At 48.6% G+C, this 26246-nt stretch carries 25 protein-coding genes; 10 read left to right on the top strand and 15 right to left on the bottom strand.

Annotated elements, in window-relative coordinates; translation table 11 throughout:
* Positions 1–28 precede the first annotated feature (28 nt).
* The 12 genes from BN102_RS08795 to BN102_RS08735 all read right to left on the bottom strand — a co-directional run bounded on the left by BN102_RS08795 (position 29) and on the right by BN102_RS08735 (position 14880).
* On the bottom strand, positions 29–955 hold the full coding sequence (locus BN102_RS08795) for a FimB/Mfa2 family fimbrial subunit (protein ID WP_036787826.1): 927 nt from the start codon (positions 953–955) through the stop codon (positions 29–31).
* A gap of 3 nt (positions 956–958) precedes the next feature.
* Positions 959–1738 carry an outer membrane beta-barrel protein gene (locus BN102_RS08790; protein ID WP_083867231.1) on the bottom strand — a complete coding sequence of 260 codons (780 nt, stop codon included), beginning with the start codon at positions 1736–1738 and terminating at the stop codon, positions 959–961.
* Between the two features lie 635 nt (positions 1739–2373).
* Entirely contained in the window at positions 2374–4089 is a 1716-nt protein-coding gene (locus tag BN102_RS08780) for a helix-turn-helix domain-containing protein (RefSeq protein ID WP_019208762.1), read from the bottom strand.
* A gap of 139 nt (positions 4090–4228) precedes the next feature.
* On the bottom strand, positions 4229–4450 hold the full coding sequence (locus tag BN102_RS08775) for a DUF8466 domain-containing protein (RefSeq protein WP_019208761.1): 222 nt from the start codon (positions 4448–4450) through the stop codon (positions 4229–4231).
* 524 nt (positions 4451–4974) lie between these two features.
* Positions 4975–5256 carry a 50S ribosomal protein L27 gene (gene rpmA, locus BN102_RS08770; protein ID WP_019208760.1) on the bottom strand — a complete coding sequence of 94 codons (282 nt, stop codon included), beginning with the start codon at positions 5254–5256 and terminating at the stop codon, positions 4975–4977.
* A gap of 19 nt (positions 5257–5275) precedes the next feature.
* Positions 5276–5593 carry a 50S ribosomal protein L21 gene (rplU, locus tag BN102_RS08765; protein WP_019208759.1) on the bottom strand — a complete coding sequence of 106 codons (318 nt, stop codon included), beginning with the start codon at positions 5591–5593 and terminating at the stop codon, positions 5276–5278.
* A 180-nt stretch (positions 5594–5773) separates the two neighbouring features.
* Positions 5774–6481: an ABC transporter ATP-binding protein gene (locus BN102_RS08760; RefSeq protein WP_019208757.1), complete on the bottom strand. Its 708-nt coding sequence runs from the start codon at positions 6479–6481 to the stop codon at positions 5774–5776.
* Positions 6482–6497: 16 nt separating this feature from the next.
* Positions 6498–7982, bottom strand: a complete 1485-nt coding sequence (locus BN102_RS08755) for a DUF5687 family protein (protein ID WP_021311336.1) — start codon at positions 7980–7982, stop codon at positions 6498–6500.
* Positions 7983–7996: 14 nt separating this feature from the next.
* Positions 7997–10828 (bottom strand): M16 family metallopeptidase, encoded by a 2832-nt coding sequence (locus BN102_RS08750; RefSeq protein WP_036787823.1) that lies wholly within the window; start codon positions 10826–10828, stop codon positions 7997–7999.
* A gap of 17 nt (positions 10829–10845) precedes the next feature.
* The gene (trxB, locus tag BN102_RS08745) at positions 10846–11793 is read right to left on the bottom strand and encodes a thioredoxin-disulfide reductase (protein WP_083867236.1); all 948 of its coding nucleotides are present in this window, start codon (positions 11791–11793) and stop codon (positions 10846–10848) included.
* A 25-nt stretch (positions 11794–11818) separates the two neighbouring features.
* Entirely contained in the window at positions 11819–12433 is a 615-nt protein-coding gene (lolA1, locus tag BN102_RS08740; RefSeq protein ID WP_019208753.1) for an outer membrane lipoprotein periplasmic chaperone LolA1, read from the bottom strand.
* A 5-nt stretch (positions 12434–12438) separates the two neighbouring features.
* The gene (locus tag BN102_RS08735; protein ID WP_036787916.1) at positions 12439–14880 is read right to left on the bottom strand and encodes an FtsK/SpoIIIE family DNA translocase; all 2442 of its coding nucleotides are present in this window, start codon (positions 14878–14880) and stop codon (positions 12439–12441) included.
* A 118-nt stretch (positions 14881–14998) separates the two neighbouring features.
* On the opposite strand from BN102_RS08735, the gene BN102_RS08730 reads away from it, so the two are divergent.
* Positions 14999–15574, top strand: a complete 576-nt coding sequence (locus BN102_RS08730; protein WP_019208751.1) for a DUF5063 domain-containing protein — start codon at positions 14999–15001, stop codon at positions 15572–15574.
* Complete coding sequence (locus BN102_RS08725) at positions 15574–16209, top strand: 3'-5' exonuclease (protein ID WP_035455904.1); 636 nt, start codon at positions 15574–15576, stop codon at positions 16207–16209. Before BN102_RS08730 ends, BN102_RS08725 begins: the two co-directional genes overlap by 1 nt.
* A gap of 838 nt (positions 16210–17047) precedes the next feature.
* Here the strand turns inward: BN102_RS08725 and BN102_RS08720 are convergent.
* Genes BN102_RS08720 through BN102_RS08710 form a run of 3 tightly spaced genes read right to left on the bottom strand, consistent with a single transcriptional unit; the run spans position 17048 to position 19598 of the window.
* Positions 17048–17557, bottom strand: a complete 510-nt coding sequence (locus BN102_RS08720) for a hypothetical protein (RefSeq protein WP_019208749.1) — start codon at positions 17555–17557, stop codon at positions 17048–17050.
* A 2-nt stretch (positions 17558–17559) separates the two neighbouring features.
* The gene (locus tag BN102_RS08715; protein ID WP_019208748.1) at positions 17560–17973 is read right to left on the bottom strand and encodes a DUF1893 domain-containing protein; all 414 of its coding nucleotides are present in this window, start codon (positions 17971–17973) and stop codon (positions 17560–17562) included.
* Between the two features lie 14 nt (positions 17974–17987).
* Complete coding sequence (locus BN102_RS08710; RefSeq protein WP_019208747.1) at positions 17988–19598, bottom strand: 4Fe-4S binding protein; 1611 nt, start codon at positions 19596–19598, stop codon at positions 17988–17990.
* Between the two features lie 338 nt (positions 19599–19936).
* Here BN102_RS08710 and atpD point away from each other — a divergent pair, with 338 nt between their 5' ends.
* From atpD to atpA, 8 genes are read left to right on the top strand one after another with little or no spacing between them, the layout of a single operon-like run.
* Complete coding sequence (gene atpD / locus BN102_RS08705; protein WP_019208746.1) at positions 19937–21466, top strand: F0F1 ATP synthase subunit beta; 1530 nt, start codon at positions 19937–19939, stop codon at positions 21464–21466.
* 11 nt (positions 21467–21477) lie between these two features.
* Positions 21478–21735, top strand: coding sequence for an ATP synthase delta/epsilon subunit beta-sandwich domain protein (locus BN102_RS08700; protein WP_021311290.1), 258 nt, complete (start codon positions 21478–21480; stop codon positions 21733–21735).
* 12 nt (positions 21736–21747) lie between these two features.
* A complete protein-coding gene (locus BN102_RS08695) occupies positions 21748–22182 on the top strand; it encodes a hypothetical protein (protein WP_156810963.1) in 435 nt (144 codons plus the stop codon).
* Positions 22175–23248 carry a F0F1 ATP synthase subunit A gene (atpB, locus tag BN102_RS08690; protein WP_019208743.1) on the top strand — a complete coding sequence of 358 codons (1074 nt, stop codon included), beginning with the start codon at positions 22175–22177 and terminating at the stop codon, positions 23246–23248. The genes BN102_RS08695 and atpB overlap by 8 nt, the downstream gene beginning before the upstream one ends.
* A gap of 39 nt (positions 23249–23287) precedes the next feature.
* Positions 23288–23542 carry an ATP synthase F0 subunit C gene (gene atpE, locus BN102_RS08685; protein ID WP_035455814.1) on the top strand — a complete coding sequence of 85 codons (255 nt, stop codon included), beginning with the start codon at positions 23288–23290 and terminating at the stop codon, positions 23540–23542.
* 6 nt (positions 23543–23548) lie between these two features.
* Positions 23549–24049, top strand: coding sequence for a F0F1 ATP synthase subunit B (atpF, locus tag BN102_RS08680; RefSeq protein WP_021311306.1), 501 nt, complete (start codon positions 23549–23551; stop codon positions 24047–24049).
* Between the two features lie 6 nt (positions 24050–24055).
* On the top strand, positions 24056–24610 hold the full coding sequence (locus tag BN102_RS08675; RefSeq protein ID WP_019208740.1) for a F0F1 ATP synthase subunit delta: 555 nt from the start codon (positions 24056–24058) through the stop codon (positions 24608–24610).
* Between the two features lie 49 nt (positions 24611–24659).
* On the top strand, positions 24660–26246 hold the full coding sequence (atpA, locus tag BN102_RS08670; RefSeq protein WP_019208739.1) for a F0F1 ATP synthase subunit alpha: 1587 nt from the start codon (positions 24660–24662) through the stop codon (positions 26244–26246).

Raw genomic sequence — 26246 nt, 5'->3', positions numbered from 1 at the left:
AAAAGGGTTCATCACTCGCCTCGTTCAGTCACGAGGGTTCCGGTATCTCTCCGCTTATCGTCCATCCCTCTTCCCAGTCGCTGATGCGTGTGGCGTCGATGTGCATGAAAGGCTTGAGTTCGGAGTATTTCATTTTCAACGTGTACTTGCCGGCCGGCTTCATGGACGGAGCCTCTGCATCGCACCGGCGCAGGCTTCCGTCGGCAAGGCGGAACGTAAAGCGCAGGTAGGCATGTGCGGCGTTGCTCACCGTGGGCATCGGACGAAGCGTTTCGGTCTTGATAAGTCCGTTCTGTTCGGCGGCGGTCTTGCCTTCGGCCGGCTGCTTGTTTTCAGAAGCTCTGCCCCAAGTGCCGTCGGCCTCCTTTTGCGAGGGGAGAAGGGCTTCGGCGGCATTGAGCACCACCGTTTCGAGTTTCGCACCCTGTGGGGCGCCTTCCACTTCTACCGTAAGCTCCGAAAGGATGCGGCGCAGTCTGAGGTCGATACGGATATTCTTGTGCTTCGGCAGGCCGATGCGCTCCACGGCATAGTGGGCGTGTTGGGCCGAGGCGGAAGCTTCTTGAAGTTTCAGCAACAAGGTGGAAAATGTCTCGCCGCCGTCGGCCCCGAAAGGTTCGATGAGGTTGACCGCAGCCACCGCGTCGTATTCCCCCGCGGGAAGCGAATGGATGTCGAGGGCAATCAGAAACTTGTTGCCGTACTGACGCTCGGACACGAGCTTGCCGTCGGCTTGGAATATCCACACCCTGACATCCTTGATTTCGCTGCCGGCATCGGCCGGGTCTGCCCACGAAAGGGCGGCGGAAATGCCGTAATCATCGTCATCGCCCCTGTCGTTGGAGCTGCACGACGCAAGTAAGAACATCATAAAAAACAAAAGTGACAACAAAAGTGACGTGATGGAGAGTGCCACGAGGCACACGAAGGTGTAATAAAATGATGTCTGTTTCATTGTTTAATCCTCCTTTGCTGTTTCCGAACGGCGCGCTTTGGCAACCACTTTCTTACCGAAAGCATAAGTGAGCTTCAGGCCGCCTTCGCGGAGCAGATTGGTCTTGTAACCCTGTTCGGGGATGCGGTCGAGGCGTTTGCCGGCAAGCTGCATGAAACCGCTGTAGATGCCGATACCCCAATGCTCGGACACCCGGTAACCGATTTGCGCCTCGCCGCCCCAACCGATATGCCATCGGGACTCGAGGCCCATGACGGTCTTATCGTCGGGAATCGTCACGAAATCGGCTTTCGTGCGCACTACCGAGACGAGGGGTGAGACCTCCATGCGCCAGCGGCAATTGCCGGAGCGGAAGAATCCCAACAAGTCGATATTGCCCTGCAAGCCGAAACTGCCGATGCCGACACGGCTTTTGAGGTCGTTGTAGTTCCACCCCTCAAAGTCGATGACGGGAGCATGGTAGCGCACGAGGTCTCTGCCCAGCCAATAGTCGGCGTCGACATCGCTCTTGCGGACGCCGAGCGTAACTTCTCCCCACTTCAATACCCCTTCGAGTGAAAATACGGAGCTAAACCGGTAACCGCCGAAAAAACCAGCGCTCCACCCCGGCCGAAACTTATCGGCAGCTGCCGAAACAAAGGTGGACGTTCCTGCCGACAGTCCGCCGCGAAGTCCGGCGTACCATCCCCGAACCGCGGCCCGTTCTTCAGGAACCTCCTGTGCATAGGCCTGGAGAATGGCTCCTCCAAGCAGCACCGTCAATACAATTCTTCTATAATTCATATCTTGTTTTGTTTAGAATGTTTTGTTTGCTTCTCTTCTCAATAATTAAATAAAAGTCTGTCGCAGCATTGCTTCGTCTCCTCCCGATGGTTCCGTATGAACCTCCTGATTGTTTTTAACGAGAGGTCCTCGAGCAGATGTTTGTGTGCCAAAGCATCGAAAGGAATGGAAAAGGAACGGAGATAGAAAAGGGGGGTTCCACGTGCGGAAAGCTTAAGGAACGTTTTATCCATTTCGGCAGAAAACCCGATGGTTATTCCGGCCTCGCTATCCTCCGTTATATATACCCAATACATCCTCTTCATTATTCTTCTTTTTTCGTTGATAACGGCGCAAAGCTAAAGAAGATGATTTCGGGAGATGTCTCATATCTGAAAAAAGGTGTTTCATATCTGGAAACAACTGTAATACATATAAATACAGATGAAAAAAGTCTCTATATCTTCTTTCTTCTCTTGTGAAAAAGGAAGATCGCAACAATAATACGAGGCGATAATTATACTTTGCCATTAACGATTCCTTGAGAACAATGTATGTAGATTGAACCTGACGATAATCACCGTTTAACTCAAAAGCCCCGAACCATTCGATGAAGAATGATTCGGGGCTTTCGGCGTCTATCGGTCCGACAATTGTTACTTTTCCATCTTCTTTTCTTTGGCGATGGCTTTGTATTCGGAGGGCGACATACCGTAACAGGCCCGGAAGCATCGGTTGAAGGTGGCACGGGAGTTGAACCCCGACTGGTATTCCACCTCATTGATGTTCAGATTGAGATTGCCGGTCAGCAAGGAAGCTGCACGGCGCAAACGGTAGCTATTGATAAACTCATTGACGGTGGCGCCGTCGGCATATTTGCGCACGGCATCGGCAAGGTAAACGGAGTTCGTGCCGAGTCGTTCGGCCAAAACGTCGCGATTCAAGGCTGCATCCTTGTAAACCTCCTCGGTCTTCATCAATTCGCACAATTGACGGTAGAGCCTGCCTTCGCGGTCGAGTTGTTCTTCGGGGATAGCTCTTACCGAACTCTCCACTTCGTCCTGCACACGTCGGTATTGCAGAATGGAGTCGTACAAAACTCTGTTCTTGCGGCGCAGCCTGCGCGTATATATAATGTATAGGACGAGGGCAAGCAACAGCAACATACCGATAATGAAAGAGAGGTAGAAACGGGTGGTGATGACTTCGTTGCGTAGCGTGAGCTTATCCACCTCGAAGATGGTATGCAGTTCGTCGAGCTGATTGGTAAGTTCCGTGGTGCGCAGCCTGTCCTTGTGGGGAAGTATCTCATTGTAGAGTTCGGCAGCCTCTTTATACCGCCCGGCTTTCAGGAGAAAATCTGCCTGCTGGGTCTGTACGGTGAGCAGACTCACGGAGTCGCCCGAGGCGGCGATGATTTCCATGTTCTTGCGGTTGCAGGCTATCGCTTCTTCATATTGCCTTGTCGCCGCATAGTAGCGCGCCTGCACTTGCAGGAGCTTGAACTGTGCCACAGCCTTGCGTCCCTCGGCATATATCTCTGCTTGTTTCAGCAGTTCGTCGGCCTTTGAATAATTTGCCGTCTCTATCTCGGCAACGGCGGCAGCCAGTGTGCAGTAGAGGTAACGCCCGTTCAGCGGCGGGGTATCGCCCTTGCGCAGTGCCTCCTCCCGATATTTGTCGATGACGGATTTCCATTTCCCGGCTGTTGCCCGCAGTCTGTCATACTCGCCCAATCCGTCGAGGGTTTCGCCTAAAGCATTGTAGGCGGAGAGCAGCTGCGAGATGTCTTCTTCCTTAGACAGAGCGGCAATACTTTCCGTTAAGGATTTTTCGGCCTCGCGAAAGCGTCCCATCGTCTGGTAGATGCTGCCCATATCGTATGAGGAAACGCCCAGTCCGTAGTTGCTATTGGCAGTGTGCGCATCGGCATACATCTTCCGTGCCTCGAGCAAGGCGGTCTGCAGTTTTTCCTCGTAAATATACCTCTCCACCAAAACGCTCCACGCATTGTAGTAATAGTCCCACGTCTTGTTTTTCTTCAGAGACTTGAGCGACTCCGGCAGGTAGAAGAGGATGCTGTCCGGTTCGTCGTAGTTGTAGTAGCAATACAGCTGCCTGACACGTGCCATCCCTTCGGCTTCCGCGTCCTTTTGTTTCAGGGCCTCCACAAGATATTCGCGGATGCAGCGCAACTCATACTGCATATCGTCTTGGGCGGCCGCTAACCGGCAAAGGTTGCTGTGTGCCCGCAAGAGTTCTTTCCCCCCGAGACGATTCATCTCCCGGCGTATGGAGTCGGCAGAAGTGACGGCACATACACTTCCTATCGAAAGCGTAAGGATAAACAGGACGGATGCGATTCTTTTCATCAGTATATCTATTTAAATTCTACAGTCTGTATCACGAGTTCAAGCAGCTCTTCGATAGAACTTACGTTCACCTTGTCCATCAGCCAGAGACCTCTGCAAAACTCGGAGAGGAGGGTTTCTGTTTCATAAAGCAAAGGTACTAAAAATTATTGAATTGGATGAATATAAAGATAGGGGGGCAGAGGTCTCGTTCCGTTTCTTCGGCTATCTTTTTGATGGCTGCTCTTAGTTTCTCCTCATTGGCGGATAGAGTAATGGCATTGATTACCCTTATAAGGATATGGGATATCTCATCCGCCCACGAGTTGTTGAGAGCTTTGCTCGAAAAATTGCATACGATGCTTTCTATTTTTACTTTCATTGCTGTGATAGTTTAATGGTTTATACTTTATGCTGTTTGTCTCATTCGCTGGCGGATTAGCCGTTTGTTGGCATTGACAAGGCTTACGATTTGGTCGTGGTATTCCGTGTTTTGATTGCATACTCCATTAAAAAAGAAAAACGGAGAAAGTTTCGTCTTTCTCCGTAGATAATGTTACCCTTGCAATAGGTTATTCGAGTTATGCAAAGCGTTGTGTGTCATTGCAGAAGATAGGTCGCTAAACCATTACCTGCTGAAGTTCATAACTCATAAGGCTGTTCATAACTAATTACTTAGGCCTAAATGATAGATTTTATCAAAAATCTATCCCCAAGGTTCAAGAAAAGGTGGAAAAACGGAAAATAGTCGCTTTCCATATCCATCTGCTTTTGGTTTTTACCAGAGGCATACGAAAGAACTGTTTCCTACATCCGAGGATATAGCCAAGAAATTAGAAGTGCTTATCAAAGAATGAGCCCAGAGGGTGAATTCTAAGTCCTCTTTCACAAATTAAATGAAGCATTTTATCCTTCTGCAGGAGCTTCCGGAGTCGTCGCAGGAATGACAGAGACGAATCTCTTGTCTTCGCGGCCTCTTTTGAAGCAAACTACCCCGTCTACCAGTGCGTAAAGAGTATGGTCGCTGCCCATACCCATATTATGACCAGGGAAATATGCCGTTCCTCTCTGACGAACGATGATGTTCCCTGCTTTGCAAGTTTGACCGCCCCAAATCTTAACGCCTAATCGTTTACTTGCCGATTCGCGGCCATTCTTCGAACTGCCTACGCCTTTTTTATGTGCCATTTCTCTAAAATTTTAATGATTAAGCAATAATTTGTTTGATTGTCAACTCCGTGAATTGTTGACGATGCCCGTTCAGCTTTCGGTATCCTTTACGTCTTTTCTTCTTGAATACCAATACTTTATCGCCTTTAACCAGTGGAGAGACGATTTCACACACCACCTTTGCTCCTTCTACTGTAGGAGTACCCACGGTGACCGTTCCGTCGTTGTCGACCAACAAGACTCGGTCAAATTCAACGGTCGTTCCGCTTTCTCCCTCTTGCATGTGGTGTACAAACAATTTCTTCCCTTCTTCGACTTTGAACTGCTGACCGTTAATTTCTACAATTACGTACATTTTATTTGTTGTTATACGGTTTTTCCGTCAGGTGAACCTGTATGCACAGGTTGCTTTTTCGAACCTTTACGGAGTGAATCGGCTGCAAAATTACAATTATCCTTTCAATAATGCAAGAGATTTTTTCGACTTTTATTTTCAATTGTCTATCGAACCCTTAGAGCTACCGCACACCTTCCGTTAATCGGCCACTTCGAAGTAATCTTCCAATTCTTTTTCCGCTGAACCGTCTCTGTTATCGATATCGCGGATCAACTTTCCGTCCTCCAGCAGAGCGATGCGGGGGCAGATATCGACGGTATGGGTCAGGTTGTGGCTGGAGATCAGTATGGTGGCATTCGTCTCTTCGTGGAAGGTTTTGAGTTCTCGCTTTATGATCGATTGCGAGGTCGGGTCGAGAAAGTTGAACGGTTCGTCGAGAATCAGCACTTTCGGGTTATTCAACATGGCTCCGATGATACCAATCTTTTGTTTGTTTCCTGCGGAGAAATCGCGGATGAGTTTTTTCTTTCCCATGATTTCGTCGTGCATCAAGCGTTCGTAGCGTTTCAGGCGTTCGGAGATTTCTTCTTTTCGGATTCCGCATATTTTCCCCACGAAGGCGAAGTACTCTTCGGGAGTAAGGTAATCGATGAGGAAGCCGTCGTCGAGGTAGGCTCCCGTATATTCTTTCCAATCTTCGCTTTCGTTGACTTTGGTGTTATGGATAGAGATACTTCCTTCGTCGGCTTTCAACAGATCCAGGATAAGCCGGAAAAGCGTGGTCTTTCCTGCTCCGTTATTACCGACCAATCCGAGCATATCGCCGCTGCGGATGGTGTAACTGTCTATGTCGATGGCAACCTTCTTACCGAATCGTTTTACCAAGTGATCAATGGTGATATTCATAATTATATATATTTAATTAACGTGTAGCGCGAAACCCTTCCATGTTTTGGTACTTGCGTTTCATCAGGCGTTTATAAATATTTTTCAGCCAGAAGCGGTGAGTGATGACGAACAGGATCCCTATGGCGCATTCGATAATCGAAGTAGTGTTCCTTCCAGCGATCTGGGTAAAAATCATATCGAAGACGAAAGGCAACGTGAACGCCAGTAAGGTAATGATCATCTGAATGCTGGTATTCGTTTTATTGCTCTGCATGATGGTGGCGTTCAGCGGCATCGTTCTGGTATTGTATACCGCTAACTGTAAAAGCAGGGCGAAGATAAATCCTACGGTAAAAAAAGAATATGAAATGGGAGCCAAGAGATTCATCTTGTGTCGGACGACGGGAGCGAGCATCACGAAGAAAGGAATGAGTACGAACAGGCAGTTGATATAATATTTCGCTCGAAGCAGGGTATAAATGGATTCCTTCCGGCTCATCAGGCCGTCGATGTAATTTCCTTCGAAACACATGACTTGTCCCAATGTCATAATGCCGAGTACGCAGAACGTATAGATGGATATGTACGAAGACCATGCGGCTCCGTCGTATATATCGCTGAACGCCATGGCGCACGAGAATAGCAGCATCACGATAAAAGCGGAGATAAATTGCTTTTTGGCCGTCTTGTTACGCATATACAACTTTAATTCCAAACGCATGTATTCGCCTACTAAGCCGTACCTGTCAAGAAATTTATATTCCGAGACATGATTGAGTTTCGTATCGCGGACCTTGGCTAATTCATCGAAGAGGAAGTGCAACTGCAACGTCCCGTTCAACCAGAATAAGAAGAGTATTACAAGTATGATCAACAGGAAGCACGAAACATTCCCTTGCATGAATCCTTCGCCTAAGTTCATCGTGAACGTACTGACGCGATGCGGCAGCCAGAATTCGGCCCATCCGCAACAGGCATAAAAGAGGATGGGAACGACGATCAGAACCTGGTGCTCGTTATAAAGCATCTTGCACAAGGCGTGCCAGTAACTGTTCATAACGATAAGCAACCAGATGCCTATGGAATATAAGCATAGTCCCCCAAACCCGTAAAACTTGACAATCGTCAGGAATGCAAACGGTATGAAAAAGAAAAACCAGAAGAAGTTGTACCCACTCAATCCGTTTTGCAAAAGAAAGATATTGATCAGTTTGTTTTTCTTTACGGGTAAGAGCAGATACGGTTTCAATTCGGACGACATCGGAGGTTGAAGCGTAAAACGCAATACGAAGTCTGCCAAAAGTATGTAAATCAATCCCTGATTCAGGAGGTGGTACGGTTCCATGGCGGGAGATATTTCTTCGAAAGCAGCAGGTAGGATCACTCCCATAAAGAGGAGGAAAGCCGCCCAATAAGCAACCATGAAATAAATAAGAAACTTGGCAAAACGATTCGTGTCGAATGCCGGATTTCGTTTTGTGGCAAGTTTCTTATTGTTTCGTATGATGGAGAATAGCATAAGCTACTTCGGTATTAATCGAGGTTGCCTGATGTCATGCAAACCTCGATGCGGTTCCCTTGTTTAAATAGGGTGTCGGCAAAATCCTGAACGTCTTTCATGGTAATGGCGTCCACCATATTGTCATAGGCCGCGTCCATATCCATGTCAGTATCGTACCAATAGTATTCGAACAATTGGTTCACCCAATAATTATTCAGTCTTAAGTTTTCCTTATGCTTCTTATGCAGGAATTCCTTTGCTTTGACAAGGTTTTCTTCGGGTGCTCCGTTTTGCACGAAATGATCCAGTTCTTTCAACACGATGTCGGTCATGGCTGTTCGTTTATCGGGATCCGTGTCGAAATAGATTTGCATGAAGGCTTCTTCTTTCGGCTCGGGATATTTACTGATTTTTCCGTATACGGATACGCCGTACGAAGCTCCTTCTTTTTCGCGTACGCTTTCCAAGTAAGATTGGTTGAGCAATTGGGTAAGCATGCTCATTTTCAAACTGTTTTCTAAGTTGTACGGGCATTTGCCGGTAGAGATAATCAATACGGTCGCCTTGGGCGTTTCCTGGTCTTTGTGAAACACATTGCGGTAGTTACCTTTTCGGATATCCATGTCGACATCTTTGTAATTTTCTTTCCGATCGATGGAAGGCAGACCGCCTAAGTAGGTTTCTATCAACGGGGCAGCCGTATCGAGGTCGATGTTTCCCACAAAGATAAAGGTGAAATCGCTCGCATCCTTGAAACGGTCCTTGTACATTTCCATGATCTTGCCGTAATCGATCTGGTCGACCATTTCGGGAGTGAAATCGATGGCGCGCGGATGATGGTTGTATAACGCTACCTGAAGCGTATCGGAAAAGGCCTTGCGCGGTAAACCTTTCATATTCTGCAGTTGAGTCTTAAAGCGAGTCTTGTACGATTCGAAAGCTTCTTGATCCATGCGAGGAGCAGTGAATGCAAGGTAGGTGAGTTGCAACATCGTTTCCAAGTCTTTAGGGGAACACTTGCCGCTCACCTGTTCGGTCAGATTACCGATGTTGGCATTCACATCCACATCTTTTCCTGCCAACGCTTTTTCCAGATCGATTGTACTGAAATTGCCCAGTCCGCCTAACCCGACTACTTTGTTCAGTTGATTGACCTGGATGATATCCTTGTCCGGATATAAGTTGGAGCCACCCGGGCTGAAGGCCTTCATCGATATTTCGTCCGCTTTGAAGTCGGTAGTCTTCACGATCACGCGTACGCCGTTCGACAAGGTCAGGATTTTGGAGCCGAATTTACCTTCTTCGGTCTTCACGATTTTACCGGACAGAGGTTTGTCTTTCAACAGGGGTTCATCGGAAACCTTATCCTGATAGGCGGTTAACGTTTCTGTCTTTACTTCATTGATCAGGTCGCCGATATGGTCTTTCGTAGGATAATTCATGCTTTCCTTCTCGGGCATAAACAAGACGACGACCATGTTCGAATCGTTTACCAGCGCAGGGATGAACTGATTGATCGCTTCTAAGGGAATATTGGGAACGATCTGATTATAGAGTGTGTATTCGTTTTCGACTCCCGGGATCGGTTCGCCGTCAAGGAAATTCCGAACATATTCCCTGACGTAGTTGGCATTCTGAGTTTTATTGCGTTCGTTGTACCGTTTTTCCAAAGAGCGTAGGAAATTTGCCTTAGCTCTCACATATTCGGAAGCGGTAAAACCGAAGTCTTCCATACGTTTCACTTCGCGCAGCACGGTGACGAAGGCAGTATCGATGCCGTCGTCTTTACTTGCTGCAAAAACGGTGAAAGCATCTTTTGTTTTCGAGAGCATATAGTTTCCGTCGCCGCTGCCGCTACTCAAGTAAGGAGGATTTGCCCTTTGCGTCAATTCGGAAAGACGATCGTTGAGCATGGTCGAAATCATTTCTTTCATATAGTCGATCACCAGGTATTCGATATTTCTTTTTTCTTCCGGTTTGATCGCTTCGTGTTTGAACATGGTGAGAATTTGTGTCATTTGCTGTTCCTTATCTTTGGCGAGCCCCACGATCGTCTTATTGACGTTGGGAACGGGGAAATATACGCGTTCTGCCGGATTTTCCGGCATTTTGATATCGGCAAACGTACGTTTGATTTTCGCTTCGATCAGGTCGACATCGATATCGCCGACTACGATGATGCCTTGTTGGTCTGGACGGTACCATTTTTCGTAATAATCGCGCAAGGCTTGGTGCGGGAAATTATCGACCACCGACATTAAGCCGATCGGTAGGCGATGACCGTATTTGCTATCCGGGTAGATCTCGGGGAGAATCGTTTCGTACATTCTCATCATTGCGCCTTGGCGGGTACGCCATTCTTCATGGATAACGCCTCGTTCGCTGTCGATTTCTTTCGGGTCGAGCGTCAAGCCGTCCGCCCAATCGCGCAGGATCAGCAGGCATGAGTCTGCTATCCCTTCGCGGGTAGTAGGCACGTTTGAGATATTATAAACCGTTTCGTCGATACTCGTATAGGCATTCAGATTTTCGCCGAATTTCACCCCGATCGTTTCGAGGTAATTGATAATTCCCTTGCCGGGGAAATGTTGAGTTCCGTTGAAACACATGTGTTCGAGGAAGTGAGCCAATCCTCTTTGGGTTTCTTCTTCGAGTATGGATCCTACCTTTTGGGCGATATAATAGTCCGCTTGATGCTGCGGCAATTCGTTGTGACGGATATAATAGGTAAGTCCGTTATCGAGCTTGCCTATTCGTACATTGGGATCGATTGGCAATTGCGGCATTTGCCCTTGAGCCCATCCGTACATCACAAAATTCATCAGCAATACGCTGAATACGATTTTTTTCATTAGAGATTTCATTGTCTTTTATTTTAAGATTATATTAATTTATTTACGGATAAGTATCGTTCTGTTTCGATGGCGGCTTGACAGCCGCTTCCTGCGGCAGTAACGGCTTGGCGATAATGAGGGTCTGCCACGTCGCCGGCTACGAATACTCCAGGGATATTCGTTTTCGGCGTTCCTTTCTCCGTTATGATGTAGCCCACTTCATCTGTTTTGAGATACGGTTTAAATATGTCGGAGTTCGGTTTATGCCCGATAGCTAAGAAGAATCCGTCGATGGGCAGGTCATAATATGTCTCATCCGGTTCTCCTTTTCGTTTGACCAAATGCACTCCTTCTACACCGTTCTCTCCGAACAGACCTACGGCATTGTGTTCGAATAAAATTTCGATATTTGGCTGGTTCATGACGCGCTCTTGCATGATTTTCGATGCGCGCAGATAAGGTTTTCTTACAATAAGGTAAACCTTTTTCGCCAATCCGGCCAAATAGGTAGCATCTTCGCAAGCCGTATCGCCTCCGCCGACTACCGCTACCACTTTCTTCCGGTAAAAGAATCCGTCGCAAGTAGCGCAGGCGCTGACACCTTCGCCGGCATATTTTTTCTCATCCGCCAATCCTAAATATTTTGCCGATGCGCCGGTTGCGATAATTACGGCGTCCGCTTCAATTGTTTTACCTCCGTCGGTAGTCAGTACAAAAGGATGTTTATCCAACTCCGCTTTGGCGATGATGCCGTTTCGAATATCGGCACCGAATCGGAGGGCTTGCTTCCGCAGGTCGTCCATCAATTGGGTGCCCTCTACGCCGTCGGGATATCCCGGGAAGTTTTCCACCATCGTGGTCGTGGTCAATTGTCCTCCGGGTTCCAATCCTTCGTATATGACCGGTACTATGTTGGCACGTCCCGTATAGATGGCGGCGGTATAGCCGGCTGGTCCTGACCCGATAATCAGACATTTTACTTTTTCTGTATTCATCATTTCCATTCTTATTTTTATTTATCTATCTCAAATCGATCGTTTCGGCTTGCGGATATTTTTTCAGGTCGCATTTAAACGTGTCCTTATTAAAATTTTGATGCAGCCGGTACGATCGGATATGTATGATTTGTATCGGTTGGTTTTTCGCTTCTATGCGGAGGTGGAAAGGCAAGTAATCATCGGCGATAAGCAATGTGATAGCCGTGATATTACTTGGAGCCTGTGGGGTTAGAAGGATTTCGTATCCCGATTTGCCGTTTATTTTTTTTATGCCGCCGTAGCTGTAATCATAACCTCGTTTATAGAAGTACACGAGGAAATACGGATTCGTATCCTGCAGTTCTTCGGGTGTCGGATAACTGATATTTACTTCCTCATTGGCTTTTACATAGCTCCATTGCGTTTTTCCATCGAACCAAGTTTCTACGGCGCCATTGTTTAGGTAGAACTTTTCGTTTTCCAATAAGATAGTGCCTTCCTGCGTGCCGTCGAAGGTCGCCCGGATCCCCCCGGAACTCTTGATGGTCGCGGCGGTTTTATCCAATATTTCTCTCGCCTTCGCGTTTTGTTGGGCAAATGTTTCCGTGTAACCAAGCCAGAGAGAAAGGAAATATAAGGCAAGGCAATATTTTTTCATACTTGTTAAAATTTGATATTCATCGTACTCAATTTCGTTTCCAGATCAGTTTCATCCATACATAGCACGTCGCGCGCCTTGCTTCCCTGGGTAGGTCCAACGATACCTGCGGCTTCCAGTTGATCCATGATGCGTCCCGCCCGATTATAGCCGATGGCGAACTTGCGTTGGATGAGCGAAGTCGACCCTTGTTGGTTATATACGATCAACCGGGCAGCCTCCACGAACATCGGATCCAGTTTGTTCATGTCGACTTCGCCGTTTTGCACGCCTTCTTCGGCGGTATCGCATTCCGGAAGAATGAACGGAGTCGGATACCCCTGCTGATCCTTGATATGATTTACTATTCTTTCTACTTCCGGCGTATCGACGAAAGCGCACTGCACGCGGACAGGATCGTTCCCTTGAAGATAAAGCATATCTCCTTTGCCGATCAACTGTTGCGCTCCGGAGCGATCGAGTATGGTGCGCGAATCGATCATGGCGGCAACGCGGAAGGCCACGCGTGCGGGGAAATTCGCTTTGATTGTGCCGGTAATGATATTGGTCGTAGGCCGTTGGGTAGCGATGATGGCATGTATGCCGACGGCGCGTGCCAGTTGCGCAATACGGCAAATGGGCAATTCTATTTCTTTGCCAGCCGTCATGATCAGGTCGCCGAATTCGTCTACGATAATGACGATGTAGGGTAGGAAGTGATGTCCGTGCTCCGGATTGAGTTTCCGATTGACGAACTTGGCGTTGTATTCTCTGATGTTGCGGCACATGGCTTTCTTGAGCAAATCGTAACGCGTATCCATCTCTTTACAAAGCGAATTCAATATGTTGACCACTTGCGTAACATCGGTAATGATGGCATCCTGCCACTCGGGAAGCTTAGCCAAATAATGATTCTCAATGGGGGCATAGACTGAGAATTCGACTTTCTTGGGATCGATGATGACGAATTTCAACTCAGCCGGATGTTTTTTGTATAATAACGAAGTGACGATCGCGTTCAACCCTACCGATTTTCCTTGTCCGGTAGCACCTGCAACCAGCATGTGAGGCGCTTTGGCCAAATCGACCAGGAACACCTCGTTGGTAATGGTTTTGCCCATGGCGATAGGCAGTTCCATCGTCGTTTCCTGAAACTTCTTGCTGGCGAGAACCGATCGCATAGGTACAATTTGGGGGTTGGCATTGGGCACTTCGATACCGATCGTTCCTTTTCCGGGAATCGGAGCGATGATGCGGATGCCTAATGCGGAGAGACTCAAGGCGATGTCATCCTCCAGATTTTTGATCTTAGCGATGCGGATGCCTTCCGCAGGGGTAATCTCGTATAAGGTAACGGTCGGTCCGACGCTGGCTTTGATGGAATTGATCTCGATGCCGAAACTGCGCAGTACGTCGATGATACGGTTCTTATTCGCATTTTGTTCTTCCATGTCGATGTCCGGGCGAACGTCATCGCATGGGTTCAGTAAGTCGAGCGTAGGGAAGTGATAATTTTCCAAGTCGAGACGCGGGTTGTAAGGTATCGTCAATTTGCCTCTGTATGCTTCGTCTTCTTCGGAAATATCGTTGGTGATCGTGAAATCCGGTTCGTCTTTATCTGCAATTTCGGCCCTGTTCGAATTCGGACTTCGCCGGGGCGAAATGCCGAAATCGTAATGAGGGGGTTCGAACATTTCGTTTTCGGAGGTCTCCGATTTGGCCTTATTTGCATTCAAATCGAAATCGACCACCGTCGGCTGAGGATCGGCATATTCCTCTTCTACCCTTGCGGTTTTATTTCCTGCATTTTCCTTTTCGTCGGATAATTCCGCTGGGAGAGCGTGTTTAAAACGAGGATGTAGAATTTTACGAATGATGGTTATGGTCTCGTTGCTGACATAGACGAGGAAGAGCAAAGCTACCACCAACAGGAGCAATATGACGCCCGGTTGCCCGATCAATCCTTCCAACCAGTTGCTGATATTGTGTCCATGCATGCCGCCGGGATAGAAAAAACTGTCCGCCATCGGATTTTCGAAGAAAAAACCGAGCGCTACGGAAAACCAAATCAACAGGATCGTACAGCATAGGAACCACTTCCACAGCAGAAACTTATAAGCGCGCATCAGTTTGAGACCGGCTACCGCCAAAAACAGGACGATGAAGTAAGCAGCCAGGCCAAAGCCGTTGTTGATAAAGAAATAAGAGATATGCGCACCTCCCAGGGCTCCGTAATTTTGCACTTCGCTCATCGCCTGATTGATATTTTCTACCGGGTTCTCCACGATGCTTTGATCTGCCGCCCCCGTAAAGAAGAACGAAGTAAATACCAACAGCAAATATACGGCAATAATGAGGAAGATCAGTCCTATTGCGAAATGCGTCGTCTCGCTCTTGAAGAATCCGATCAGCGAATTGCCCGTCTGCGTGCTGTCGTTTCGTTCTTTTTTATTTTTCTTGGTCGATATATCTTTTTTATTTGCCATTTTTACGTTTACGGTTTATTCCACAAAAATACAGGAAAAAGCTGAATAAAGAAGTGCTTTTTTCAGTTTTTTCATAACTTTGCAATTCAAATTAGTATTTATGGAAAAGGATAGGGAAGTCATATTCGATAAGAATACCATTGAGTTTGTTACCGTCGCTGCGGAATACTGCGCTTTTATGGAAAGAGCGCGGGAGAAGCGGCGGGATGAATGGGTGGATACTGCGCTCAAGTTGCTTCCTTTACTTTATCTGAAAGCGTCCTTGATACCTCCTTGCGAGCGATTGGGCATCGATGAGCCCGCGCAATCGGTTTCGGAAGCTGACTATGAATATGTCCGCATGGCGGTCAAAGCCGTGATGGGCTCGCAGGACGATTATCTGGAAGTGTTCGTTCCCGACATGATCTATAGCGAAGGCCCGCTTACCTGTACCATTTCCGAGGATCTGGCCGATATTTACCAGGATGTGAGAAACTTTATCGAAGTTTTTCAATGTGGAATCAATCTGATTATGAACGATGCCCTTGCCGTTTGTAAAGAACATTTTTCTACTTATTGGGGGCAACGACTGGTGAATGCGATGCGGGCTCTGCACGATGCGAAATACAATCAGTGTGAGGAGGGTGAAAGTCGTGATGCACAGGCTGACTATCCTGAGAACGAAACGGAGTTATGATGAAACAGATCAAAGATTTTGTAACGAAACAAGCCATCACCGCGATGCCGCAAGTGCTTTTCAAAGGGCGGGTCATCGTCGTCAGCAGCGTATCGGACGCCAACAAGGCTGTAGATTATTTGAACGGACAACAACGGGTGGGAGTGGATACCGAAACGCGTCCGTCGTTTAGACCGGGATTACGCCACAAAGTGGCTTTGCTGCAATTATCGACGGAAGACGTTTGCTTTTTATTCCGGCTGAACAAGATCGGAATTCCTGACAAATTGGCCGATTTTCTGCAAAACGGCGTGTTGAAGATCGGGTTATCGCTGAAAGACGACTTTATCATGTTGACGAGACGAAAAAAAATGAACCCGACCAAGGGCGAATGGGTAGAGTTGCAACTGTATGTGCAACGTTTCGGCATCAAGGATTTGAGCCTGCAAAAAATTTATGCCAATTTGTTCGGACAGCGGATAGCCAAATCGCAACAACTGACTAACTGGGAGGCCGATACACTCTCTAAGAATCAGGCGCTTTACGCCGCCACCGATGCCTGGGCCTGTTTGAGAATTTACGAAGAACTGCAGAAACTGGATCAGACAAACGGTTATCGATTGATGGTCACGAAAACGAAAGATTCGGCACCTTGAGCAGAAGGAGCGTATTCAGATGAGGGGTGAGAGCTATTGCTTAAACCGGGAAAGGAAGGGGTGGGCCAGAGGCGCTCGGACTGGCGAAAATCCCGATGAACGACATCCTTGTTGTTAAATGTTGTTAACAACGGATGATTTTATACGAATAAATTATGCTGAATAACATAAAACGACTATATTTGCATCGTGTTTTTCATGGTATTAGATTTTAAGGTTAAGTGAGATTGGGAATTCGTGAGGATTCCCTTCTTTATTTTATATATGTCCCAGCGGAAATCTCGTTTTACTCTTACTGATTCGCCGTCAGACTTACGGAAAATAACGATGTCGACGTCCCGGATCCCGTCGGATACGTTGGATAACCTCGAATTTGACGTCCCGGATCCCGTCGGATACGTTGGATAACCTCGAATTTGACGTCCCGAACCCCGTCGGATACGTTGGATAACCTCGAATTTGACGTCCCGAACCCCGTCGGATACGTTGGGAAACCTAAAATTTGACGTCCTGAACCCCGTCGGATACGTTGGATAACCTCGAATTTGACGTCCCGGACCTCGCCGGATACGTTGTACAACCTCGAATTTGACGTTCGGGACGTATCCGGATAGGTTGTACAACCTATCCGACGGGATAAACAACCTCGCCGACGGGGTTCGGGACGTATCCAGCTACGTTATGGGACGTATCCAGCTACGTTATGGGACGTATCCAGCTACGTTATGGGACGTGTCCGGCTACGTTATGGGACGTGTCCGGCTACGTTGTAGGACGTGTCCAGCTACGTTATGGGACGTGTCCAGCTACGTTGTGAGACGTGTCCGGCGAGATGTCCTTACTTCTTCAGAAGGTATTTAATGGTCGCATAACCACCGAACAGCTGCAACATCATACCGGGGATACCGATACGGAAATCTTGCAATGCGGCGATCGGGTTACCGACGATCATCCATTCGGCCGCCGATCCTATTGCCTGATAGGCGAGCACCACTGCCGCCAATACCGGAACGGAGACTTTTTGATATCGGTGTGCGGCATAGCTTGCCGCCAATGCCAATACGACCGACTTGACCAGGATGGGAACGAGCATGGGTGCTGCAGGCATGCCGAATAACCCGTGGTTGACTAACGGAGAGGCTACTGCTGTGAGCAGGCCGACTTGCCATCCGTATTTATACGCACCGATCAAGGTGAAGAAGTAAATGGGTAGCCAAATCAGCCCGCCGTGAGGCAGAAGGTGAATCAATTGCGGTAAAACGATGTTCCCTATAAGGAACAATGCGGCGTACAGGTATGTTCGCGATTCGCGATAATCCAACGAATAAAATTTAACTGTTGTATCCATCTTTATTTATTTTGGTTTAAAAAATCGGTGATAAATCGATAGGTTTCGGCGGCGTCTCGGGCTGAGAACGTAGCCCGTTCCATCGGACACCAGTCGGTTCCCGTCCTGTCGACGATGTGATCCACTTCCTTGCCGTAAGAAACCGGCAGGCCGTATTGCTGAAAGAGGGCGAGGGCAGGGCTGCTGATGACGTCGGCATACACTTCTTTTACTCCTCCGATGATCATCAGGCCGGCGGCTGCTTTTCCCACTACCTTATCGGCGACCCTTGCTCCGCTCAAAAAGGATTTCTCGTGTGCGATCAGCTCGTACAGATCCTTAATCCCGCGCCGGACAAAGGTTCGCGTTACCTTTCCTTTCCTTATCACGCAGGAGTAATTGCTTTCGTGAAGCATATCGATGAGTTCTTTATCCATCCTGGCTTTATTTATTAAATTTCGCGATGCATTTCATGACCTTCCACGTAGATGGCGCTCAAGGGGCGGGCAGGACAGAGATTTTCACAAGCGCCGCAGCCGATGCAGCGCTCTTCGTTGACCACGGGGATTGATAGCGAATTCGCGTCGTCGGGATCGGACGGCACCATCTGAATGGCGCCGGACGGGCAGTGACGGGCGCAGTTTCCACAGCTTACACCGTCGATCAGAGGTATGCAATAGGCTTTGTTCCAAACGGCGTGTCCAATCTGCACGGCGGTCTTGGCTTCCACCGTAAGGGGACGGATGGCACCGGTAGGGCAAACTTGGGAACAGCGGTTGCATTCCGGACGGCAATAACCTGTTTCGTACGACATCGTGGGTTGCATGAACGTCGTCCATCCCGTTGACGGACGCAAGACGCCGTTGGGACATTCCGATACGCACAGCTGGCAAGCCGTGCAATGCAGTGCCATATTGCGAGCTCCTTTGGCTCCCGGCGGCGTGATGGGCGTTCCGCGCTTGGGAGCGACCTTCTCGATGATGTCGGCATAACCGCCGTCCATTTTAACGACTTCTTCTTCCGCTTTGCGCTGTGCATTCGCCAGCGAGGTCGCAGCCATGATCGTCGTGGCGGTGATGAGTGTACGGCGGGCGGTATCCACCGCTTCTTTCTTTGCTGCGACAGCTGGGTTGGCCTTCTCCTCAGTTCGTTTTCTAACTGCTGCCTTGCGCGCTGCGATTTTTTCCGCGTTTGCCTGAGCGGCATGAAGGAGAGAGCGATGTTGCGCCTTCGATAAGTGCTGATAGTGTAATGCGTCCGAACGACAGACGGATATGCAATCTCCGCAGGTTACGCAACGGCTGTAATCGAATGCGTATTTTTGAAAATCGATGCACGAGGCTTTGCAATTACGCGAACACTTGCCGCATTGAATGCATTTATCGGGATCGATGACCGGTTTAAACCAGGCATATTTTGCCAGCAGGCCGAGAACTGTCCCTACCGGGCAAACGGTATTGCAATAGGTACGACCGTTGCGGACGGCAAGGAAAAAGAGGATCGCAAAAGTCGCTGCGGCAATTAGCCATGTGGACAATCCCTTCATCCAGATATCGACGTGGTAGAACGAATAACTCTCGGCACGTTCGGCCAGAGCGGCCAAGACGTTATTTCCCCACAGCCAGACGGGCTGGAATAGATTGCTTGCCATACGCCCGTAGGAACTGTATGGAGCCAGTAAGGCGACCAACGCTCCTATGCCCGCTATGAAAGCGACGATAAATAGGCCTAATACCGTATAACGTAACCATGAAACGGCCGGAGAATAAGAGTAGGGCGATTTCCGCTTGCTTTTCGATCTGAACAGTCGGCCGATACGAGACATCATATCCTGCACGACTCCCATCGGGCATACGACCGAACAGTAGATGCGCCCCAGAAGCAGCGTGGCTGCGACCAAAACGGTAATCACGACGACGTTCGCAGCCAACAGCGCCGGCAAGAATTGGATTTTAGCCATCCACCCCAACCATGTATGGAATATTCCCGTGAAGTCGAGAAACAGCAACGTAATACCTGCCCAAAAAACGACGGCAAGGGTCAGTCTGATTTTACGTAACATATCTTTTCTATTAGTGATGTGGCAAATATACGAAAAGAAAGATGGATAGTTTTTCGAACCTTAAAGAATTGTAACCATATTTACGGATTAATGTGTCGATTTTTTCGTACGAACTTATCCCGTGCCACCGACCTCCGAGCCTTGCCGTTGATGTGGGGAGGTTTTCGAATGCGTTATTTTTTCCGTTGTTTGCGGTAAAACGTCATTTTTGCGCAAAAAAGTACAGGATCATGCTGATATGTGACGGATAATTTCTAACTTTGCCTTCGCGGAAGAAAAGCGAGCGCTGAAGCTCCGATAAATTCATACGACGTAATAAATTCATAATAATAATGCTTATGTCACAGATTGTTGGACATATCTCTCAAATCATCGGACCGGTTGTCGATGTGGCTTTCTCGGACAAGGATATGGATGCCGAGTTGTTGCTCCCGCGTATTCACGAGGGATTGACATTGAAACGTACGGATGGCAGAACCTTGATCCTTGAAGTGCAACAGCATATCGGAGAAGATATGGTGCGCACCGTAGCAATGGACAGTACCGACGGCTTAACCCGCGGGATGGAAGTGACGCCGATGGGGCAACCTATCACGATGCCGGTAGGCACTCAAATCAAAGGGCGACTGATGAATGTGGTGGGGGAAGCCGTCGACGGGATGCGTCCCCTCTCAAAAGAAGGCGCATTGCCTATTCATCGCGAACCTCCTGAGTTTGAAGAATTGGCCCCTACACAGGAAGTCTTGTTCACGGGTATCAAGGTGATCGATCTGTTGGAGCCGTATGCGAAAGGCGGCAAGATCGGTCTCTTCGGTGGTGCCGGCGTAGGTAAGACGGTACTGATCATGGAACTGATCAATAACATCGCCAAAGCGAACAACGGTTTCTCCGTCTTTTCCGGCGTGGGAGAACGTACCCGCGAGGGCAACGACCTACTTCGCGAAATGATAGAGTCGGGAGTGATCCGCTACGGAGAAGAGTTTAAGAAGAGTTTGGAAGAAGGTAATTGGGATCTTTCGAAAGTCGATTACGACGAGATAGCCAAGTCGCAAGCCACCTTGGTCTACGGACAGATGAACGAACCGCCGGGAGCGCGTTCTTCCGTAGCCTTATCCGGTCTGACCATCGCCGAGTCTTTCCGCGACGGAAAGAGCGGTGATCCGGATGCGCCGCGTGACATCCTGTTCTTTATCGACAATATCTTCCGTTTCACACAGGCGGGTTCCGAGGTATCGGCTCTGTTAGGGCGCATGCCTTCGGCCGTAGGTTATCAACCCACCTTGGCTACCGAAATGGGGCAGATGCAGGAGCGGATCACTTCTACGAAGAACGGGTCGATTACTTCCGTGCAGGCCGTATACGTTCCGGCCGACGACTTGACCGACCCGGCTCCCGCCACCACCTTTACGCATTTGGACGCCACCACCGTGTTGAGCAGAAAAATCACGGAGTTGGGTATTTACCCGGCAGTCGATCCGTTGGAATCCACTTCCCGCATTCTCGATCCGAACGTCATCGGGAAAGCACATTACGAAACGGCGCAGCGCGTGAAACAAATCCTCCAGCGCAACAAAGAGCTGCAGGATATCATTGCCATCTTAGGCATGGACGAATTGTCGGACGAAGACAAATTGACCGTCAACCGCGCCCGTCGAGTACAACGTTTCCTGTCGCAACCTTTCCATGTAGCCGAGCAGTTTACCGGCGTTCCAGGCATCCTCGTGTCTATCGAAGATACCATTCGGGGGTTCAATATGATCATGGACGGTGAAGTCGACGATCTTCCCGAGCAGGCGTTTCTGAATGTCGGTACGATCGAAGACGCCATTGCCAAAGGAAAGAAAATCATGGAGTCGGCCAATCAATAAAACGAATGCAGATGACGAACGAAAACGAAGTACTGAAACTGACGATCGCAACTCCTGAAGGAATACTCTATCAAGGAGCTGCCGACAGCGTCAAGTTCCCCGGCACCAAGTCAGCTTTTACGGTCTTGCCGTTTCATGCGCCGATCATTTCCTCTCTGGATCAGGGAGTCGTTACCTATACAAGAGGAGAAGTTGCGCGAGAAGTGGAAATAAAAGGCGGGTTCGTACAGGTAAAGAGCAATGAAGTGTCAGTCTGTGTAGAAATATAGGTTAAGGAGGTTATGATGTCCCTTTCATCGACAGTCGTCGTAAAGAAATATTTGATCTACAGTGCCATCGTTTTGATGTCGACAGCCGTAATCGTTTATGTGACGTTGAGGTACTGCTATCCGTTGCATTATTTTTCTTCGTTCCCATGGATTCCTGTATTGTTTTATGTGTACGGCGTCGGTTTCATTGGGATATTCGAGAAAGTTCGTCAGGCGGGTAAAAAAGATTTGCTTATCGTATATCTGGGAAACGTAGTGGCACGCTTTATCTTCTTTCTCTGTATTTGGTTCGGAATCATGCTGAGCGAAAGCATGCATCGAATCGATTTTGTTTTGACCAGTTGTGTATTTTATTTCTTTATCGTCATATTCGAAACCTTGTTTTTCGTATCGTATGAACGGCGGAAAAGAAGGGTAAACAACCAAAAGATAAAAGAGAATGAATAGACTGAAATATATCCTTGCGGCGCTTTGCCTGCTGACTTTCATCGCTTCGTCGGCACAACCGGACGAAACGGCGGAGAGGCCGCAGGAAGAAGACGTGAATGCCGGCGAAATCGTGATGGAGCACATCAGCGATTCATACGAATGGCATATTATCAAGATCGGCAAAACGGATGTCGTCGTCCCCTTGCCGGTGATCGTTTACAGCAGCCGCAGCGGATGGCACGTATTCGCTTCCTCGAAACTCTATCCGCGGGGAACCGAATACGAAGGCTTGCGCATTGCAACCGAAGGTGAGTACGCCGGAAAGATCGTCGAGCAAACCTCGACAGGCGAAGAGAAAAGACCTTTCGATCTTTCCGTTACCAAGACCGTCTTGGCATTGTGGATCAACAGTTTGATACTGATCTTTCTCGTCTTGGGGTGTGCACATTGGTATAAACATAAGAAAGCCGACGATGCGGCTCCCAGGGGATTCGTGGGATTCATGGAAATGTTTATCATGATGGTGGAAGAGGATATCATTAAGGCATGCATCGGCAAAGACTATAAGAAATATTCTCCTTATCTGTTGACGGCCTTCTTCTTCATCTTCGTCAATAACCTTATGGGAATCATTCCCGTTTTCCCTGGCGGAGCGAACGTAACGGGCAATATCGCCGTCACCTTTGTGTTGGCCTTGTGTACTTTCGTGGCGGTTAACGTATTTGGAAACAAAACTTATTGGAAAGACATCCTTTGGCCCGACGTACCTATGTGGTTGAAGTTTCCGGTGCCGATCATGCCTGCCATCGAGCTTTTCGGTATTTTCACCAAACCATTCGCCTTGATGATCCGACTGTTTGCCAACATCATGGCCGGCCACTCGGCAATCTTGGCCTTGACAAGCATCATTTTCGTGACAGCCGGCATGGGGGCAGTCGTCAGCGGCTCGATGACGGTTCTTTCCGTATTCTTCGTGGTTTTTATGAATTGCGTGGAATTGCTGGTTGCCTTTATCCAAGCCTACGTGTTTACCATGTTGTCGTCGGTATTCATCGGATTGTCGCGTCAGGAAGAAACAGAATAAATTAATTACATCCATAAAAACAATTTAAATTAAAGAATTATGTTACTATCAAGTATGTTGTTGCAAGCTGCCGCCGGTGCAGCTTTAGGTAAAGTAGGTGGAGCGCTCGGTGCTGGTATTACTGCCATCGGAGCAGGGTTGGGTATTGGTAAGATCGGCGGCTCCGCCATGGAAGCTATCGCCCGTCAACCGGAATCCGCTTCCGATATTCGTATGAATATGATTATCATTGCGGCCTTGATCGAAGGAGTAGCCTTGTTTGCGATCGTCGTATGTTTCCTTGCATTGAGATAAAAGACCATGTCATTGTTAATGCCCGATACCGGTCTGTTGTTCTGGATGCTTTTAGCTTTTCTGGTGGTATTCTTCGTGCTTGCCAAATTCGGATTTCCCATCATCACCCGAATGGTGAACGAACGCAAGACGTATATCGACCATTCATTGATTGCTGCCAAGGAAGCCAACGAACAGCTTGCCAATCTGAAAGTCGAGGGGGAAACGATCTTGGCTAAAGCTCACGAAGAACAGGCACGCATCCTGAATGAAGCCTCGAAGACACGCGAGCAGATGCTGGCGGAAGCGAAGGATCGAGCACGCCTGGAAGGAAACAAGCTCCTGGAGGAAGCCAAGAAACAGATCCGAGCAGAAAAAGAAGATGCTATTCGCGATATTCGCCGACAAGTTGCGCTCTTGTCCGTAGATATTGCCGAAAAGGTGTTGCGTAAGAATCTCGACGACGAATCCAGGCAAACGGAAATGATAGAACGCTTGCTGGACGAAGTGAATCTTTCTAAAAACTGATAAGCCATGACTGTCGGATCGATTGCAGTACGTTACGCCAAAGCATTGCTCACCTTTGTCGATGAAACGGGGAAGGCGGAAGAAGTGTATCGCGAAGCGCTGAAACTGAAAGATACATGGATGGCTGTTTCTGCGTTGCAGACCGCGATGAATAACCCTCTTTTGGCGCCGGCTAAGAAATCCGCGTTGATAGAGGAGGCGCTCGGCGGAAAGATAACGGCCGAGCTCCGGCGTTTCGTTCGACTTGTGCTGCATGAAAGGCGGGAAAACATGCTACTGTTTATGCTCACGTCCTATATCGGTTTGTATAGAAAGCAGAAAAATATCAACGTGGGTAGTCTTATTACCGCTACACCCGCTTCGCCGGCGGTGATCGAACGTATTCGCAAGATGGTGACCGACCAGACGAAAGGGACAGCGGAGTTTACCGCGAAAGTAGACCCGAATATCTGGGGAGGCTTTATCTTTCAGCTCGGAACGTATCGGTTGGATGCCAGCCTCGCCCATCAGATACAACTCGTCAGGAAGCAGTTCGTCGAAAAGAACAGAAGTATACGCTGAAAGGGAGAAGCCTTTCAGGATGTTATTGATTAATTATTAAATAAAAGCTATGTCTGAAAAAATAAAACCCAGTGAAGTTTCCGAAATATTGCTTCGCCAGTTGAAGGAAATCGATACCTCTCTTCAGTTCGATGAAGTGGGGGAAGTCCTTCAAGTAAGCGACGGCGTAGTGCGTATCTACGGATTGAAGAATGCGGAGTCTGGGGAATTGCTCGAGTTCGACAATGGTATTAAGGCCATTGTGATGAATCTGGAAGAGGATAACGTAGGCGCTGTATTGCTGGGACCGACCGATAGAATTAAAGAAGGTATGATCGTGAAACGTACCAAACGCATCGCTTCTATCCGAGTGGGAGAAAGCATGTTGGGACGCGTCATAACTCCCTTGGGAGAACCTTTGGACGGACGCGGGGAGATCGATGGAGACCTATGCGAAATGCCTTTGGAGCGCAAGGCTCCCGGCGTTATCTTCCGGCAACCGGTGAATCAGCCTTTGCAGACCGGCTTGAAATCCGTCGATGCCATGATTCCTATCGGACGCGGGCAGCGGGAATTGATCATCGGAGACCGACAGACGGGAAAGACCGCCATCGCCATCGATACCATTATCAATCAGCGTGCGAATTACGAAGCCGGAAGACCCGTCTATTGCATTTACGTAGCGATCGGTCAAAAGGCGTCGACGGTGGCCACGCTCGTCAATATATTGAAAGCCCATGGAGCAATGGATTATACGATCGTGGTTTCTGCCACCGCAGCCAATCCGGCAGCGCTCCAATATTTCGCACCGTTTGCGGGGGCGGCGATCGGCGAATATTTCCGAGACAGTGGGCGTGACGCCTTGGTGGTATACGACGATTTGTCGAAACAGGCGGTCGCCTACCGAGAAGTCTCTTTGATTCTTCGCCGCCCTTCCGGTCGAGAAGCCTATCCTGGCGATATATTCTACCTGCATTCCCGCTTGCTGGAACGCGCCGCGCGGATTATCGGTCAACAGGAGGTAGCCGAACAGATGAACGACTTGCCCGAAAGCATGAAGAATAAGGTAAGGGGCGGAGGCTCGCTGACGGCCTTGCCCATTATCGAGACGCAAGCGGGCGATGTTTCGGCCTACATTCCTACCAATGTGATCTCGATCACGGACGGACAGATCTTCTTGGATACAAACTTGTTCAACCAGGGCTTTCGGCCGGCTATCGACGTTGGGATCTCCGTATCTCGTGTCGGAGGCAGCGCGCAGATCAAGAGTATGAAAAAGGTAGCCGGGACCTTGAAGATCGACATGGCTCAGTACCGCGAGCTGGAATCTTTCTCCAAGTTCAGCAGCGATATGGATAAAGTTACTGCAATGACTTTGGATCGGGGGCGAAAGAATAATCAATTGCTGATACAGCCGCAATACTGTCCCATGCCTGTGGGCGAACAGGTGGCTATCTTGTATTGCGGCGTACACGGTTTGATGCGCGAGATTGCCGTCGACCGGATCGCTGCTTTTCAGGATACGTTCTTGCAGCGTTTGCGCGCGGAACATCAGGAAGATGTATTGGATGTGTTGGCCTCGGGAAAAATGACGGACGAGGTGATAGCCGTTATTCAGCGGATCGCCGCAGATACGGTATCCACTTATAAAGCATAG

This window comes from Phocaeicola abscessus CCUG 55929 (assembly GCF_000312445.1).
In the GTDB taxonomy this organism is placed as follows: domain Bacteria; phylum Bacteroidota; class Bacteroidia; order Bacteroidales; family Bacteroidaceae; genus Phocaeicola; species Phocaeicola abscessus.
The sequence above is the reverse complement of the archived record's forward strand: the minus strand, read 5'-3'. Positions and strand labels throughout refer to the sequence as shown.